This window comes from Mesorhizobium norvegicum (genome assembly GCF_004919685.1).
GTDB classification, from domain to species: Bacteria; Pseudomonadota; Alphaproteobacteria; order Rhizobiales; family Rhizobiaceae; genus Mesorhizobium; species Mesorhizobium norvegicum.
Genome location: NZ_SMYZ01000031.1, coordinates 23,690 through 38,373 on the forward strand (window position 1 = coordinate 23,690; position 14,684 = coordinate 38,373).

General features: G+C 63.8%; 14 protein-coding genes. 5 read left to right on the forward strand and 9 right to left on the reverse strand.

The window, feature by feature from the left end; genetic code table 11:
* Positions 1-13 precede the first annotated feature (13 nt).
* A complete protein-coding gene (locus FCU66_RS12295) occupies positions 14-1,180 on the reverse strand; it encodes an NAD(P)/FAD-dependent oxidoreductase (protein ID WP_136617331.1) in 1,167 nt (388 codons plus the stop codon).
* 145 nt (positions 1,181-1,325) lie between these two features.
* Here FCU66_RS12295 and FCU66_RS12300 point away from each other — a divergent pair, with 145 nt between their 5' ends.
* From FCU66_RS12300 to FCU66_RS12320, 5 genes are read left to right on the forward strand one after another with little or no spacing between them, the layout of a single operon-like run.
* Positions 1,326-2,264 (forward strand): MurR/RpiR family transcriptional regulator, encoded by a 939-nt coding sequence (locus tag FCU66_RS12300; protein WP_136617330.1) that lies wholly within the window; start codon positions 1,326-1,328, stop codon positions 2,262-2,264.
* Entirely contained in the window at positions 2,261-2,908 is a 648-nt protein-coding gene (locus FCU66_RS12305; protein WP_136617329.1) for a cysteine hydrolase family protein, read from the forward strand. Before FCU66_RS12300 ends, FCU66_RS12305 begins: the two co-directional genes overlap by 4 nt.
* On the forward strand, positions 2,905-4,227 hold the full coding sequence (locus FCU66_RS12310; protein WP_136617328.1) for a glutamine synthetase family protein: 1,323 nt from the start codon (positions 2,905-2,907) through the stop codon (positions 4,225-4,227). Before FCU66_RS12305 ends, FCU66_RS12310 begins: the two co-directional genes overlap by 4 nt.
* Positions 4,227-5,012, forward strand: a complete 786-nt coding sequence (locus tag FCU66_RS12315; protein ID WP_136617327.1) for an N-formylglutamate amidohydrolase — start codon at positions 4,227-4,229, stop codon at positions 5,010-5,012. Before FCU66_RS12310 ends, FCU66_RS12315 begins: the two co-directional genes overlap by 1 nt.
* Positions 5,009-6,325: an aspartate aminotransferase family protein gene (locus FCU66_RS12320; RefSeq protein WP_136617326.1), complete on the forward strand. Its 1,317-nt coding sequence runs from the start codon at positions 5,009-5,011 to the stop codon at positions 6,323-6,325. Before FCU66_RS12315 ends, FCU66_RS12320 begins: the two co-directional genes overlap by 4 nt.
* A gap of 70 nt (positions 6,326-6,395) precedes the next feature.
* On the opposite strand, the gene FCU66_RS12325 is transcribed toward FCU66_RS12320, so the two are convergent.
* The 8 genes from FCU66_RS12325 to FCU66_RS12360 form a co-directional block, all read right to left on the reverse strand.
* Positions 6,396-7,415 (reverse strand): NADP-dependent oxidoreductase, encoded by a 1,020-nt coding sequence (locus FCU66_RS12325; protein ID WP_136617325.1) that lies wholly within the window; start codon positions 7,413-7,415, stop codon positions 6,396-6,398.
* A 25-nt stretch (positions 7,416-7,440) separates the two neighbouring features.
* Positions 7,441-8,763 (reverse strand): LLM class flavin-dependent oxidoreductase, encoded by a 1,323-nt coding sequence (locus tag FCU66_RS12330; protein ID WP_136617324.1) that lies wholly within the window; start codon positions 8,761-8,763, stop codon positions 7,441-7,443.
* A 344-nt stretch (positions 8,764-9,107) separates the two neighbouring features.
* Positions 9,108-10,127: an isopenicillin N synthase family dioxygenase gene (locus FCU66_RS12335; protein ID WP_136617323.1), complete on the reverse strand. Its 1,020-nt coding sequence runs from the start codon at positions 10,125-10,127 to the stop codon at positions 9,108-9,110.
* Between the two features lie 2 nt (positions 10,128-10,129).
* Positions 10,130-10,468 (reverse strand): hypothetical protein, encoded by a 339-nt coding sequence (locus FCU66_RS12340; protein ID WP_136617322.1) that lies wholly within the window; start codon positions 10,466-10,468, stop codon positions 10,130-10,132.
* Positions 10,465-11,256: an ABC transporter ATP-binding protein gene (locus FCU66_RS12345; protein ID WP_136617321.1), complete on the reverse strand. Its 792-nt coding sequence runs from the start codon at positions 11,254-11,256 to the stop codon at positions 10,465-10,467. Before FCU66_RS12345 ends, FCU66_RS12340 begins: the two co-directional genes overlap by 4 nt.
* Positions 11,250-12,251, reverse strand: a complete 1,002-nt coding sequence (locus FCU66_RS12350; RefSeq protein ID WP_136617320.1) for an ABC transporter permease — start codon at positions 12,249-12,251, stop codon at positions 11,250-11,252. Before FCU66_RS12350 ends, FCU66_RS12345 begins: the two co-directional genes overlap by 7 nt.
* An 11-nt stretch (positions 12,252-12,262) precedes the next feature.
* Positions 12,263-13,297, reverse strand: coding sequence for an ABC transporter substrate-binding protein (locus tag FCU66_RS12355; protein WP_136617319.1), 1,035 nt, complete (start codon positions 13,295-13,297; stop codon positions 12,263-12,265).
* A 59-nt stretch (positions 13,298-13,356) separates the two neighbouring features.
* Positions 13,357-14,682: an O-acetylhomoserine aminocarboxypropyltransferase/cysteine synthase family protein gene (locus FCU66_RS12360; RefSeq protein WP_136617318.1), complete on the reverse strand. Its 1,326-nt coding sequence runs from the start codon at positions 14,680-14,682 to the stop codon at positions 13,357-13,359.
* Between the last annotated feature and the right edge of the window lie 2 nt (positions 14,683-14,684).

The window sequence follows — 14,684 nt, forward strand, 5'->3', positions numbered from 1 at the left end:
GTCACCGACACCATCACGCGGCCTTGAAGCGGCTGGGCGAAAACGGCGCCAGGATCGGCTGGGCGCCCTCGGTGACCAGCCTGGCGACAGCCTCGCCGACGGCCGGCCCGGTCTTGAAACCGTGGCCGGAGGATCCGGCCGAAACGACCAGCCCTTCGACAGCAGGCATGGCGCCGATGACAGGCAGATCGTCGGGGCTCATGTCGTAGAGCCCGGCATAGCCGGGCCGGATGCCAAGCTCGGCCATGGCCGGCACACGGGTGGCGAAGGTCTCCAGGATCTCGACCGATTCTGATTCCTCGACACCTTCCACGTAGTCATCCGGATTTTCGACAAAGCGCGGCCGGCCCGCATGTTCGTGGCGCAGGCCGGTGCCGCCGCCGGCCCAGGTGCCAGCCAGGATGACGCCGTCATTGTCGGGCCGCGCATAGTTGCAGGAAATGTCGTCGCACCAGGCGAAAGGCATCACCTGCCTTGCCTTGCCGGCGGCGTCGAGCACGGCCATCGGATGGCGCTCGACATGCAGCGGCAGATCGAGGCCGACCGTCGCCAGCAGGCGGCGCGTCCACGGCCCGGCGGCCAGGACGACAGTATCGGCTTCCAGCATCGTTCCATCGGTTAAGGTGACGCCGGTGATGCGGTCGCCCTGCCGCTGAAGGCTCTCGACCAACGTGTTCTGCATGATCTTCGCACCGCTGGCGCGAGCGGCACGGGCGATGGCATTGGTGGCGCCGAAGGCATCGGCATAGCCATATTCCGGCTCCCACAGCGCCAGCGCGACATTGTCCAGCGCAAAGCCGGGCGCGGCGTCGGCAAAGGCTTGTGGCGACAATGTCTCGATGCGCGCGCCCTCGCCGCGGATGCGTTCGGCTGCCGCCGTCCAGCTCGCCTTGTTGTCGTTGCCGCAGACCCACATCATGCCGACCTCGGTGACGAAGGAGCCTTCGCCCGCGATCTCCGGCAGCGACACCAGGATCTCGCGGCCGCGGATGGAAAGCTGCGACAGTTCCGGCATCAGGTAGAAGGCGTGCAGCAGCGCCGACGATTTGCCCGACGGGCCGCCTGCCGGATGGGTCTGCTCGACCAGCGCAACCTTCACACCGGCCTTGGCCAGATGATAGGCGGTGCTCGATCCGACAATACCCGCACCGACGACGATGACGTCGCTTCCGTTTCGCATGGCTGTTCCCCACAGTCTCTTGGCTGCTTTCCGACAAGGTAGGGCCAGCGATCGCGCAATGTCAACATCTCTTCATTGTTGACCGAGATTTAAATCTCTGTAATAAACTCGACAAAACAAGAGAACACGGATTTCGGGGAGGCCCATGGCGATACGCGATGTTCTGATGCGCGGGGATCTCACGCTGACGCCGTCGGAGGAGAAGATCGTCCGGCTGCTGTTGACGGACTATCCGACCTCCGGCCTTGGCACCGCTTCGTCGCTGGCGCGGCGCGCCGGCGTCAGCGATCCAACCGTGGTGCGGCTGGTGATGAAGCTCGGCTATGAAGGGTTTCCGGATTTCCAGGCAAAGCTTCTGGCCGAGGTCGAGGCAAGGCTGCATTCGCCGCTGCTGATGATGGAGGCCAAGCGGCAGATCGGCTCCAACGACAGCGCCGTGCTGGCCTATCTCGATAGCGTCACCACGGCCCTGCAGAAAGCCACCGCCGCGACACCCGTCCAGACATACGAGCGGGCGGCCCGTCTGCTGATGGAGGCCAAGGGCGAGGTCGTGCTGGTTGGCGGCCGGTTCAGCCGCCACATCGCCGGCATGCTTGCCGGATATCTCGTGCAGTTTCGCCCCAAGGTTCGCGATCTCGGTGTGCTCTCGCCACAGATTTTCGACACACTGGCCGACCTCGACCGGCGCGACGTGCTCGTCGTCTTCGACTACCGCCGCTACCAGCTCGATGTGATGGCCTATGCAAGACAGGCGGCGGCGCTCGATGTGCGCATTGTCCTGTTCACCGACCAGTGGCTGTCGCCGATCGCCGATCTCGCCGAAGTCACGATCGTCAGCCCGCTCGAAGTGGCCTCGCCCTACGATACGCTGGCGCCGGCGATCGCCCAGATGGAAGCCCTCACCGCTCATATTGTTTCGACGCTGGACGACGACGCTCGTGCTCGCATCGAGCGGCTTGAGAAGGTGCGGCACGCCAATGCCGTAACGCTCGACAGCGACCCGCAAGAGAACGGCGCGGGCCATACACCCGGACCACGTAAGACGCCGGGACCCAAATCAGCAAAGCAGGACGACAAAGCATGACCCAGGCCCTACCCAGACGAAATGAAGCCTTCCGTGCCGGCGAAACGGCGCTGCTGCTCGTCGACATGCAGCGCATCTGGCTGGAGCCGGGCGCCGATCCGTCGCATCCGGAGCGTGGCCCGGATCACTATTTCTACCGGCAGACATCGTCGCAGACGATCCCCAACCAGGAGCGTCTGCTGGCCGCCGCCCGGGCCAACGGCGTCGAGGTTCTGCACACCATCATCCAGAGCCTGACCGAAGACGGCCGCGACCGCTCGCTCGACCACAAGCTGACACCGATCCATGTTGCGCCCAGCCTCGCCGAGGGTCTGCCGGTGGCGTCGCTGGCGCCGGTCGGCGACGAGATCATGCTGCCGAAGACGTCGTCGGGCATCTTCAACTCGACCAATGTCGACTATCTCCTGAAGAACCTCGGCGTTCGCTATCTCGTCGTGGTCGGCGTGCTGACCGATCAATGCGTCGACATGACAGTGCGCGACGGGGCCGACCGCGGCTATCTCGTCACCTGCGTAGCGGATGCCTGCGCCACCATCACGCAGGAGCGCCACGACATCGCGCTCAAGGCCTTCGGCGGCTACTGCTGGGTCACCGACACCGACACGGTCGTCACCCGCTTCAACGCTTTGGGACAAACGGCATGACATCGACTGTCGAGCCTCTGGTTGCCGTCGTCACCACGGATCTCTCCGCCGTTACACGGGGCCGCTTCGTTGCCGAAAGCAAGTTGCAAAAGACCGCCACGACCGGCGTCGGCTGGCTGCAAGCCAATCTGTCGCTGACGCCGTTCAATTCGATTGTCGATCCCAACCCCTGGGGCTCGTCGGGCGACCTGCGGCTGATCCCCGATCTCAAGGCGCGCTTTCGCACGACACGCACCGGATCGGCGACGCCGTTCGACATGGTCGCCGGCGACATCGTCGAGCTCGACGGCAGCCCGTGGCTCGGCTGCACCCGGACGATGCTCAAAGACGCGCTGGCCGAGCTGAAAGCCGCAACTGGCCTGTCGGTCATCGCCGCCTTCGAACATGAATTCCATGTCGCCGACGGCGGCTTCGCGCCGGCGCATTCGATGTCTTTCGCCGCACTGCGCCGCGCCGACCCCTTCGCGCCCAACCTGATGGCGGCGCTGGAGGAAGCGGGCGTCGCGCCCGAAGTGGTCATCGCCGAATTCGGCGATGAGCAGTTCGAGGTGACGCATGAGCCGGCGGACGCGCTGACGGCAGCCGACCGCGCCGTCGCCATCCGCGAAATCACGCGCGAATTGGCGCGCAATGCCGGCTGGCGTGCGAGCTTCGCGCCCAAGACAGCGCCGAATGCCGTCGGCAACGGCGTCCACATCCATTTCAGCTTCGTCGACGAGGCCGGCAAGCCGGTGACTTACGATCCGGCGCAACCCGGCGGACTTTCCGCCAAAGCCGGCGCCTTCTGCGCCGGTGTGCTGCGTCATCTGCCTGGTATCATCGCCATGACGGCGTCAAGCGTGTCGTCCTACTACCGCCTGAAGCCGCACAGCTGGAGTTCGTCCTACACCTGGCTCGCCGACCGTGATCGCGAGGCATCCTTGCGCATCTGCCCGACGGTGACGATCGGCGGACGCGATCCGGCGCGGCAATACAACATCGAATACCGGGCCGCCGATGCCACCGGCAATCCTTATCTGTCGCTGGCGGCGATCATCCGCGCCGGGCTGGAAGGGCTAAAGGCGGGCCTGCCCTCGCCGCCGCTGGTCACCGGCGACCCGACACTGATGAGCGAGGCGGAGCGGGCAAAGCTTGGTCTCGTGCGCCTGCCCGAAACCCTGCCGGCGGCGCTGGACGCGCTTGTGGCCGACAGCACCGTGACGGGATGGTTCGCGCCTGTCTTCATCGAAACCTTCGTCGGCCTCAAGCAACACGAGGCAGAGCGCCTTGCCGGTCTCGATCCGGCTTCCATCTGCGATCTTTACCGGACGCTCTATTGATGACTGCACAGACTGAAAAAGACTTGCTCCCTCGAAAAGATTGGCCCGAGGCCGTCGAGGTCCTCAACGAGAACGGCCATTCCGATATCGTGCTGTTGTGCGAACATGCGTCCAACCACATGCCGGCCGAGTATCGGCAGCTCGGCCTTGATGCCAGCCATCTGCAGCGCCACATCGCCTGGGATATCGGCGCCGCCGAGGTGACCCGCCTGCTGTCCGCGAAGCTCGACGCACCGGCCTTCCTCAGCGGCTATTCCCGGCTGCTGATCGACCTCAATCGGCCGCTTCAAACGCAAGGCAGCATTCCGGTGCTGTCGGAAGACACTGACATTCCCGGCAATGTCGGCATCGATGCGACGGAGCGAACCCGGCGTGCCGAGATCATCTTTTCGCCGTTTCATGACCGGGTGGCCGCGTATCTCGACCGCCGGGCGCGAGCAGGCCGGCAGACGCGGATCGTGACGATCCATTCCTTCACGCCGGTCTTCCTCGGTGTCAGCAGGCCCTGGCATGCCGGCGTGCTGCATAGCCAAGCCAGCGATCTCGCCGAAGCGATCCTTTCGGGCCTGCGCGCCGACGCGGCGCTCAATGTCGCGGCCAACGTGCCCTATGTGATCAGCCGCGATGCCGACTACGCTGTGCCCATCCATGGCGACGATCGCGGTATCCCCGCCGTCCTCGTCGAGATCCGGCAGGATTTGTTGTCGACACGGTCCGGCATCGAGGAATGGGCGAACCGCCTGGCGGCGGCACTGCCGGCACTCAAGACGGAAACAGTGCCGTGAGCAATCTCAGCCTGCGCGAACGCGACGCCGCGACCATCGCCCAGATCGGCAAGCTGCGTTTCTCGCCGCTCAGCGTCATCGGCGGCCGGGGCAACCGGCTGATCGAGGAAGGCGGCCGCTCCTTGCTCGACCTGTCGGGGTCGGCCGGTCCGGCGGTGCTCGGCTACGGCCATCCGGCTGTCGTCGAGGCGGTCGAGATATCGATCCGCAACATGGCTGGCGCCAGCCTGCTGCTCTACCCGAACGAGCCGGCTGTATCGCTGGCGGAGCGGCTGCTGGCAATCACGCCTGGAGAAGGCGAACGGCGCGTCTGGTTCGGCCATTCCGGGTCCGACGCCAATGACTGCGCGGTGCGCGTGCTGCAGGCGGCCACCGGCCGTTCGCGCTTCATCTCGTTCATCGGTTCCTACCACGGCAACCTCTCGGGCTCGATGGGCATCAGCGGCCACACCGCCATGACCCACACACTGCCGCGGCCGGGTGTGCTTCTGCTGCCCTACCCCGATCCGTACCGGCCGAACTTCAGCGCCGAGGATGTGCTGGCCCTGCTCGACTACCAGTTTGAGACCACCTGCCCGCCGCATCAGGTCGCGGCGGTGTTCATCGAACCGTTGATGTCTGACGGCGGACTGATCGTGCCGCCGCCGGGTTTCCTCAAGGCGCTGCAGGAGCGTTGCCGCAAGCACGGCATCAAGATTGTCGTCGACGAGGTCAAGGTCGGGCTCGCCCGCAGCGGCATGATGCACTGCTTCCAGCACGAAGGATTGACGCCTGACCTCGTTGTCTTCGGCAAAGGCATCGGTGGCGGCCTGCCGCTGTCAGCCGTCATAGGCCCGAAGGAAATCATGGACCATGCGCCGGCCTTCGCGCTGCAGACGACCGCAGGCAATCCGGTGGCGACATCGGCCGGCAACGCGGTGCTGAAGACGATCGAGACGGAAGGCCTGGTCGAGCGCTCGGCGCGGATCGGCACGCTGTTTTCCGATGCGCTGCGAGCCCTTGCCGTCAGGCATGAGATCATCGGTGACGTGCGCGGGCGCGGCCTTGCCATCGGCGTCGACCTGGTCAAGGATCGTGCGACACGTGAGCCCGTTGCGGCGACAACCACTGCCAAGATCATCTATCGCGGCTACGAACTGGGCGCGGCCTTCACCTATGTCGGGCTGAAAGCAAATGTGCTGGAGTTCATGCCGCCGCTAACGCTGACGCAGGACGAGGTGACCGAGGGCGTGGCAATCGTCGACCAGGCGATCGCCGACGTGAATGCCGGCAAGGTCTCGGATGCGGACGTCGCCTCCTTCATGATGTGGTGAACAAAAAGGCACGGCCACGGGCCGTGGCAGAAATTGTCTCGGCAGCCTCCGCCTCATCGTTGCGCGACAACTATTCCGCGATACGCACAATAAGCTTGCCGAAATTCTTGCCATCGAGAAGGCCAAGAAAGGCCTGTGGCGCATTCTCGATGCCATTCACGATATCTTCCCTGTAGCGGACGCGGCCGGACGCTATCCACTCGGCCATCTCACGATAGAAGGCCGGACGCTGGTCGACAAATTCACGCTGGATGAAACCCCTGATCGTCAAGCTGCGGTGCAGCACTTGCTGCATCAATGTCGGTAGCCGGTCGATGCCGGCATCCGCGATGGCATTGTATTGCGCGATCAACCCGCAGACCGGCACACGCGCAAACTCGTTCAGCAGCGGAAACACCGCATCCCAGACATGACCGCCGACATTCTCGAAATAGATGTCGATGCCGTCAGGGCAGGCTGCCTTCAACTGCTCGGCAAAATCACCGGCACGGTGATCGACGACCGCGTCAAAGCCGAGTTCGTCTCGCACGAAAGCGCACTTTTCGGCGCCGCCGGCGATGCCGACGGCACGCGCCCCCTTGATGCGCGCGATCTGGCCAACGGCCGACCCGACCGCGCCGCTGGCCGCCGCCACGACGACGGTCTCGCCAAGCTTCGGCTGTCCGATGGTGAGCAAGCCGGCATAGGCTGTGAAGCCCGGCATGCCGAGCACGCCAAGCGCCGTCTCGACGGGTGCAGCCGCGGGATCGAGCTTGCGCAGCCCGACACCGTCGGACAGTGCAAAACTCTGCCATCCCGAATGAGACAGGACGATGTCACCCTCGGCGAAGTCGGCGTGGCGGGACCTAACGACGCGCGCAACGGTACCGCCTTCCATCACGCCGTCGACATCGACCGGCTTGGCATAGGATTTCGTGGCGTTCATGCGCCCGCGCATATAGGGATCGAGCGAGAGATAAAGGATCTGCAGCAGCAGTTCACCCTCGCCAGGCTGGGCAATGTCGACCGTCTCGATGCGGAAATCGCTCAGCTTCGGCCGGCCTTGCGGTCGCGCCGCGAGCACGATGCGGGTGCTGGTCTGGATCGACATTGGAGACCTCTCTGCGCAGGATATTCTACTCGAAAAACCGGTTGGGTGGCCGCTTCAGGCCGAGATTCTCGCGCAGCGTCGATCCCTCATATTGCCGCCGGAAGATCCCTCGCCGCTGCAGTTCGGGCACGACCTTCTCGGCAAAATCATCGAGCCCGGCAGGCAGGTAGGGAAACATGATGTTGAATCCGTCGGAGCCCTCGGCGACGAGCCATTCCTCCATCTCGTCGGCGATTGTTTCAGGAGTGCCGACGAAAGCAAGGCCGGAATAACCGCCTAGCCTTTGCGCAAGCTGCCTGACGGTGAGGTTTTCCTGGCGCGCCAGTTCGATGACGCGCTCGCGGCTGCTCTTGCTCGCATTGGTCTCGGGGATTTCCGGCAAGGGCGCGTCGGGATCAAAACCGGACGCATCATGTCCGATGGCGATCGACAGCGAGGCAATGCCGCTCTCGTAATAGACGAGGCTGTCGAGCTTCGCCCGCTTGGCCTGCGCGTCCTCGACGCTGTCACCGACCACGACAAAGGCACCCGGCAGGATCTTGATGTCGTCGCGCGACCGGCCGAGTTTCTCCGCACGGCTTTTGACGTCGGCAAAGAAACGCTGCCCCGAGGCGAGATCGGCATGGGCGGCGAAAATGACTTCCGCCGTCTCCGCTGCCAATTGCCGCCCTGCCTCCGACGCACCGGCCTGGACGATGACCGGCCAGCCCTGCACCGGCCGCGCGATGTTGAGCGGACCGTGCACAGAGAGATGCTCGCCCTTGTGATCGAGCACATGCAGCCTGGCCGGGTCGAAATAGAGCCCGCTTTCGGCGTCGCGGATGAAAGCATCGTCGGCAAAGCTGTCCCACAGGCCGGTGACGACATCGTAGAATTCCCGCGCCCGCCGGTAGCGCTCGTCATGCTCGACATGCTCGTCGAGGCCGAAGTTGAGCGCCGCATCCGGATTGGACGTGGTGACGATGTTCCAGCCGGCGCGCCCGCCGCTGATATGGTCGAGCGAGGCGAAGCGGCGGGCAATATGATAGGGCGCGTCGAACGTCGTCGATGCGGTGGCGACCAGACCGATGTGGTCGGTGACTGCGGCGAGCGCCGACAACAGCGTGAACGGCTCGAACGAGGTGACCGTATGGCTGCGCCGCAGCGCCTCGATCGGCATGTTGAGAACGGCCAGGTGGTCGGCCATGAAGAAGGCGTCGAACTTCGCCGCCTCCAGGGTCTGGGCGAAGCGCTTCAGATGCGCGAAGTTGAAATTGGCGTCGGGATAGGCGCCCGGGTAGCGCCAGGCGCCGGTGTGCAGGCTGACAGGACGCATGAAGGCGCCAAGCCGCAATTGTTTCTGTGTCATGAAAGATGTTCCGACCGATCGATACGTCGAGCACCAGCGCTCGAATCCTTACCTCAGGATCGGACGGTCCGCCTAACTCGGGAAGGTATTCTGTTCCGCCACGCCAGGCTTTTACAGCATTTCAGTTTTGCGCCCGATACCCCGGGACAAAAAATGGCCGGGCTCGAATGCGGCCCGGCCAAAAGAAGGTTAAAACCTTCAGAGGGGAACACCGTCCAGCGGAATGGGAGGAAACCGCCGAACGATTTTACCTGTTTGAGCTTATTTCCGGGCTTTGGCGACGAATGACGTTCCAAAGAACAGGCAAAATGGCAAAAATTCGTGCTCCATATCACCCAGAGGCTTTACGAGCCCGCGGCTCCGGTCTCGAGAAGATCGGCATAGTGGCGGCGTGCCACGTCGGGATGGGAACGCAGCCGGCTTTTGAGCACATTGGTGCCGACATCGCGGAACAACGGGTTGTCGGGATCGCTTGCCGGTCCGCGTGCCTGCGTCGCAAGTTCCTCGGAAAGGCTGAGAAGCGGTATGGTGGCATCCAGCCGCGCGCTGAAGAAGAAGGGAACGGAAATCCGCTCGACTCCGGCAGGCGGCGTCACGACCCGGTGGACAGTCGCGCGCAGATAGCCATTCGATGCCAGTTCGAGCAACTCACCGATGTTGACGACCAGCGTTCCAGGGAGCGGATCCACATTCACCCAGCTTCCGTCATATTCGACCTGCAGCCCCTTGTTGTCGTCCTGCAGCAGCAGGGTGAGGAAACCGCCATCCTTGTGCGCGCCGACGCCCTGGTCGCCTTCGGTGGCGTCACGGCCGGGATAGCGCACGATCTTCATGCGTTGGTTGGGCGAGTCCCGGTAGATCGCGTCGAAGGCGTCCTCGGGCTGATCGAGCGACAGCGCGAAGGCCTTCAGCAATCGGATCGCCACCGCTGTCGCCTTGGCCTGCCATGCCAGCAGCGCCGGCTTGAGCTCAGGCAGTGCCGACGGCCACTGGTTCGGTCCTTGCAGCCGTGTCCACGGTGCAATTCCGGGCCCCTGGGCGATGGGCTGGCGCTCGACGCCGATGTCGAGTTGCTCACGCCAGTCGGCCGCGCCCTTGGTCAGTTCGCCGCCGGCGCGGGTGTAGCCGCGAAACTGCTGGGATTTGACCATTTCGATCGCCAGCTTGTCGGCTTCCGGCAACGCGAAGAACCGGCGCGAGGCGTCGAGCACGTCGTCGATCTCCGAGGCGGAAATTCCGTGGCCGCTGAGGTAGAAGAAGCCGACGTCCCGGGCCGCCGTGCGCAGGTCCAGGAGAAAGGTACGATATTCCGACGCACCTTGTTCGAGACGGCTCAGATCAAGCACCGGCACAATTCTGGGCATGGTCAGGTTCCTTCTTTTCTCTGCCTTGGATTTTGCATGAAGCTCCCCCATAGAAGCGCGAAACTGGAAATGACCGCTCCGGTCCACAACAGTTCGGGCGAATAGCGCCTGATGCCGAGGAAATGCCAGGTCTTGCATAGCGACATGGCGAGCGAGCAGCGGTCGGATGTCTGCAGCAGGCATGGCAGGGTGCGCTCGATCGGAAATCCGGTGTTCGACATCACCTGTGCATAGACGATCGCCCACCAGACGAGGGCAATGAGCGTCAAGGCAATCCCCGCCGCTTCCAGCCAGCGCAGCGAAAACAGTTTTCTGACCGATGCCGACGTATTTTCGGTCATGCCGAGAACCCGAGAATTTCGAGGATGTGCTGGCGCTGGGCTACGATGCGCGGATCGTCACGCCGCCGAGGATAAGGCAGATCGACCGCAACCTCTGCCTTGATGCGCGCCGGGCGCTCGGTCAGCACGATGACGCGCTCGGACAACAGCAGCGCTTCCTCGACATCGTGGGTGACCAGAATGACCGTGTATCCGGCCTGCCGCCAGAGCGCCAAAAGCTCCTCCTGCATGGTCAGCCGGGTGAGCGAGTCCAGCCGTCCCAGCGGCTCATCGAGCAACAGCAGGCGCGGGTCGTTGACCAGGGCACGCGCCAGTGCGGCACGTTGCGCCATGCCGCCGGACAGTTGATGCGGAAAGGCGGAGGCGAAGGCTTCGAGCTTGACCAGGCGAAGCGCATCATCGATCCGCTTCTGGCTGCCGGCCAGAACGCCGCGCGCTTCCGGCCCGATGGCGACATTGTCGCGAACGGTCCGCCACGGAAACAGGGTCGGATCCTGGAACACCAGAACGCGCGACGGATCCGGTCTGGCGACAATTGTCCCGTCGGCCAGCACCTCGCCGCTGCTTGGCCGTTCCAGCCCTGCCGCCAGCCGCAGCAAGGTCGACTTGCCGCAGCCCGACGGGCCGAGCAGCGCCACGAACTCGCCCGGCGCCACGGCCAGGTCGATCTGGCGCAGCACCGGCAAGGGCTGCCCATCCAGATCGTACTGATGCGAGACGCCCTGGAAGTCGACGGCCAGACCGGCAGAGTCATCGGATGCGGCATGAACGGCGGCAGCGGCTACCATTGCACGACCCCCTTCTGCCAACCGAGCAGCCGGTCGCGCACGACAAACAACAGCTTGACGAGACCCGAACAGAGCAACGCCATGATGATCAGCATGGCATAGACGTTGGCATAGGCCGAATAGGCGGTCTGGAATTGCAGGTACCAGCCCATGCCGTATTTCGCGCCGAGCATTTCGGCGACCACCAGCACGGCAAAGGAATAATACAACCCCATGAACAGGCCGACGAAGACATGCGGCAAGGCGGCTGGTATCGCCACGCGAAGAACCAGATAGCGGCTGCTGGCGCCCAGCGTGCGCGCCACGTCGTAGAAGGAGCGATTGACAGAGTTGACGCCCGACGCGGTCAGGATCGCAACCGGTATGCCGGATGCAAGCGCGACAAGGAACAGGCTGGCCAGGAACGTCGTCGGGAACAGAAAAAAGGTTGCCGGGATCCAAGCGCTCGCCGGCACCGGGCCGATCAGCTTCAGGACTGGCATGCCCCAATAGGCAAAGGTCTTGGACCAGCCTAGCGCAACGCCGCCGATGAAGCCGACGATGATGCCGCTGAAGAATCCGATCGTCCACAGCCGCGCCGTGTAGGCGATGCAGATGAGGATGCGCTGCCAGTCGACGATATAGACATGCAAGAGGCCGTGCGGTGGCGAGAAGAAGGGTTTCGGCATCCAGCCAAGCTTGGCGGTGATCAGCTCCCAAAGCGCGAACCAGAGGCCGAGCGCAATCAGCCAGGGACCATAGTGGATCAGCCCGCGGCCAAATCCACCAAGCTTTTCGACGCCGAACGCGAGACCGGCAAGGACCACCGCTCCGGCGACCAGCAGGGCGACGAAGACATCACGGCTGCCCCACGGCACGACATCGGGAAAGGCAACCGTCACAATGGCAGCGAGCAGCCAGGCCGAGGCGGCATAGAGCCCGTGCTTCCACACGGGTCCGGCAAAAGCGGAGGAAACACTCTTTTCGCCTGCGTCCTTGTCGACCGCTGCGCTCATCACCGTAACCGTCAGGCCAGAATGTCGACCGTCACCCGCTGTGCGAGCTCCGCCGGGTCGGTGGTGGGATCGAGGACCTTGATCAACGCCAGGTCAGCGGCGGCATGCTTCACCTGGTCCTGAAGATCCTTGCCGACCGGATGGTTGTGCAGCACCCATGAGGCAATCTCGTCGCGGATATCTTCAAAGGGGAAACCCGGGTTGAGATTGTCGACGAACCACTTGGCCACCTCGTCTGGATGCGCCGCCGCATATTCGTGGATCTCGATATCGGCTTCGGCCAACCTCCGGATGGCATCCTTGTTGGCGTCCAGGAAAGCCGAATTGACGCCAAGCACACAGCAGACCGCGCCCTCGAAAGATCCGGTTTGCGTGTTGGCAACCTCCACCAGGTCGAACTTCTTCTTGTGGGAATAGGCCCACGGATCGAGATGCGCCAGCGCGTCGGCCTGGCCCTTGCCAACCGTTTCGCCGACCAGATCGAACGGCACGTTGAGCCAGCTCACATCATTTTCGGGATCGAGGCCGGCCTTGGCCAGCGCGACCTGGAAGGAATGCTTTGGCGGGCTGGCGACATCGTAGGAGACGATGGTCTTGCCCTTCAGTCCTTCGAGCGTGGTGACGCCGGAGGCCTTGGACGCCAGCAGCCTTGTACAGCCGCCATGCGAGCCGACGAAGAGCTTGACGTCCAGCCCCTGCTCCAGCGGCTTGACCCAGTCGTAGAGCAAGCCGGCGCCGGCATCCGTCTTGTTGGTGGCGATCGACTGGATCAACGTCTGGCCACTGGCACCTTGATAGTAGAGCTCGATGTCGAGATCATGCTTGGCATAGATGCCCTTCGAAAGGGCGAAGGCGATCGGCGAATGGCAAGCCGCGAACTCGGTCCACGACAACCGCACCTTGGTCGCATTGCCGGCAACGGCGTAGCTGGTCGGCCTGGCGAGTAGGCCTACAGCCGCGGCGCCAACACCGAGCGCGCCGGCTGCGCGCAGAACACCGCGCCGCGAAATTTTCGATGTTGTCGTGATTTTCCTGCTGGAAGTCATTGTCCCCTCCTGTGATCGGATCGATGTGGAGCTAGTGATTTGTTCGCCAGAAAAATGCCTCAGGCGGCCTTCAATTCGCGATCGCCGGCGACCTGATCGAGCGCCTGTTCGAGATCGCGGATGATGTCGTCGGGGTGCTCGATGCCGACGGAGAGCCTGACATAACCGGGGGTCACGCCAGTCGCGAGCTGCTCTTCGGGCGAAAGCTGCGAGTGGGTCGTGGTCGATGGATGGATAGCCAGAGAACGCGCGTCACCGATGTTGGCGACGTGATAGAGCAGCTTCAGCCCGTTGATGAAGGAACGCCCCGCCTCGCGGCCATCCTTGAGTTCGAACCCGACCAGCGCGCCGTAGCTGCCTTGCCGGAAATAGGCATCGGCCCGGCGTTTGCTCTCACCGCCCTGGTAACGCGGGAAGATGACGTTGCTTACCTTCGGATGACCGCGCAAAAACTCCGCCACCTTGATGGCGTTCTCATTGTGCTGGCGGATGCGCAAGGGCAGCGTCTCCAGGCCCTGCAGCAGCTGGAAGGCATTGAACGGGCTGATCGCGGCACCAACGTCGCGCAGAAGCACGGTGCGGATGCGCAGCACATAGGCAACCGGTCCAAGCGGCTTGGCCGCCTCGACCCAGACCTTGCCGTGATAGCTTGGATCGGGCTGGTTCAGCGTCGGGAAGCGTTCGGCATGGTCTTCCCATGGGAAGTTGCCGCCATCGATGACGATGCCGCCAATCGACGTGCCGTGGCCGCCAATGTATTTCGTCGCCGAATAGACCACGACCGCCGCGCCATGGTCGAACGGCCTGATGATCAGCGGTGCGGCGGTGTTGTCGATGATCAACGGCACGCCGAGCGATCGGCCGATGTCGGCGACTTCCTTGATCGGGAAGACATGCAGCTTCGGATTGGGCAGCGATTCCGCGTAATAGGCGCGTGTCCGCGCATCGGTGGCACGGCGGAAATTCTCAGGGTCGGACGGATCGACGAACCGCACCTCCACACCCAGATGCTTCAGGGTGGCGGCAAACAGGGCCCAGGTGCCGCCGTAGAGATCGGTGGCGGAGACGATGTTGTCGCCGGCGCCGGCAAGGTTCAGCACCGAATAGGCCGAGGCCGCCTGGCCGGAGGACAGGAGAAGGGCAGCCGCGCCCCCTTCCAGCGCCGCGATGCGCGTCTCCAGCGCATCCTGCGTCGGGTTCGACACACGCGTGTAGATATGGCCGATCTCATCGAGCGCAAACAGGCGATCGGCATGATCGGTGTCCTGGAATTGATAGGACGTGGTCTGGTAGATGGGCACCGCAACGGCGCCGCTGGTGGGATCGGCGCGCCAGGAGCCGCCGTGAAGGGCGAGGGTCTCGGGAGAAAGATTTTCCAGGGTCATGT

Bases quoted from the DNA above. Each gene is read 5' to 3' on its own strand.
- FCU66_RS12325 (WP_136617325.1), bottom strand. From the start codon at position 7,415: ATGTCGATCCAGACCAGCACCCGCATCGTGCTCGCGGCGCGACCGCAA.
- FCU66_RS12300 (WP_136617330.1), top strand. From the start codon at position 1,326: ATGGCGATACGCGATGTTCTGATGCGCGGGGATCTCACGCTGACGCCG.
- FCU66_RS12315 (WP_136617327.1), top strand. From the start codon at position 4,227: ATGACTGCACAGACTGAAAAAGACTTGCTCCCTCGAAAAGATTGGCCC.
- FCU66_RS12335 (WP_136617323.1), bottom strand. From the start codon at position 10,127: ATGCCCAGAATTGTGCCGGTGCTTGATCTGAGCCGTCTCGAACAAGGT.
- FCU66_RS12295 (WP_136617331.1), bottom strand. From the start codon at position 1,180: ATGCGAAACGGAAGCGACGTCATCGTCGTCGGTGCGGGTATTGTCGGA.
- FCU66_RS12330 (WP_136617324.1), bottom strand. From the start codon at position 8,763: ATGACACAGAAACAATTGCGGCTTGGCGCCTTCATGCGTCCTGTCAGC.
- FCU66_RS12360 (WP_136617318.1), bottom strand. From the start codon at position 14,682: ATGACCCTGGAAAATCTTTCTCCCGAGACCCTCGCCCTTCACGGCGGC.
- FCU66_RS12340 (WP_136617322.1), bottom strand. From the start codon at position 10,468: ATGACCGAAAATACGTCGGCATCGGTCAGAAAACTGTTTTCGCTGCGC.
- FCU66_RS12350 (WP_136617320.1), bottom strand. From the start codon at position 12,251: ATGAGCGCAGCGGTCGACAAGGACGCAGGCGAAAAGAGTGTTTCCTCC.
- FCU66_RS12305 (WP_136617329.1), top strand. From the start codon at position 2,261: ATGACCCAGGCCCTACCCAGACGAAATGAAGCCTTCCGTGCCGGCGAA.
- FCU66_RS12355 (WP_136617319.1), bottom strand. From the start codon at position 13,297: ATGACTTCCAGCAGGAAAATCACGACAACATCGAAAATTTCGCGGCGC.
- FCU66_RS12345 (WP_136617321.1), bottom strand. From the start codon at position 11,256: ATGGTAGCCGCTGCCGCCGTTCATGCCGCATCCGATGACTCTGCCGGT.
- FCU66_RS12310 (WP_136617328.1), top strand. From the start codon at position 2,905: ATGACATCGACTGTCGAGCCTCTGGTTGCCGTCGTCACCACGGATCTC.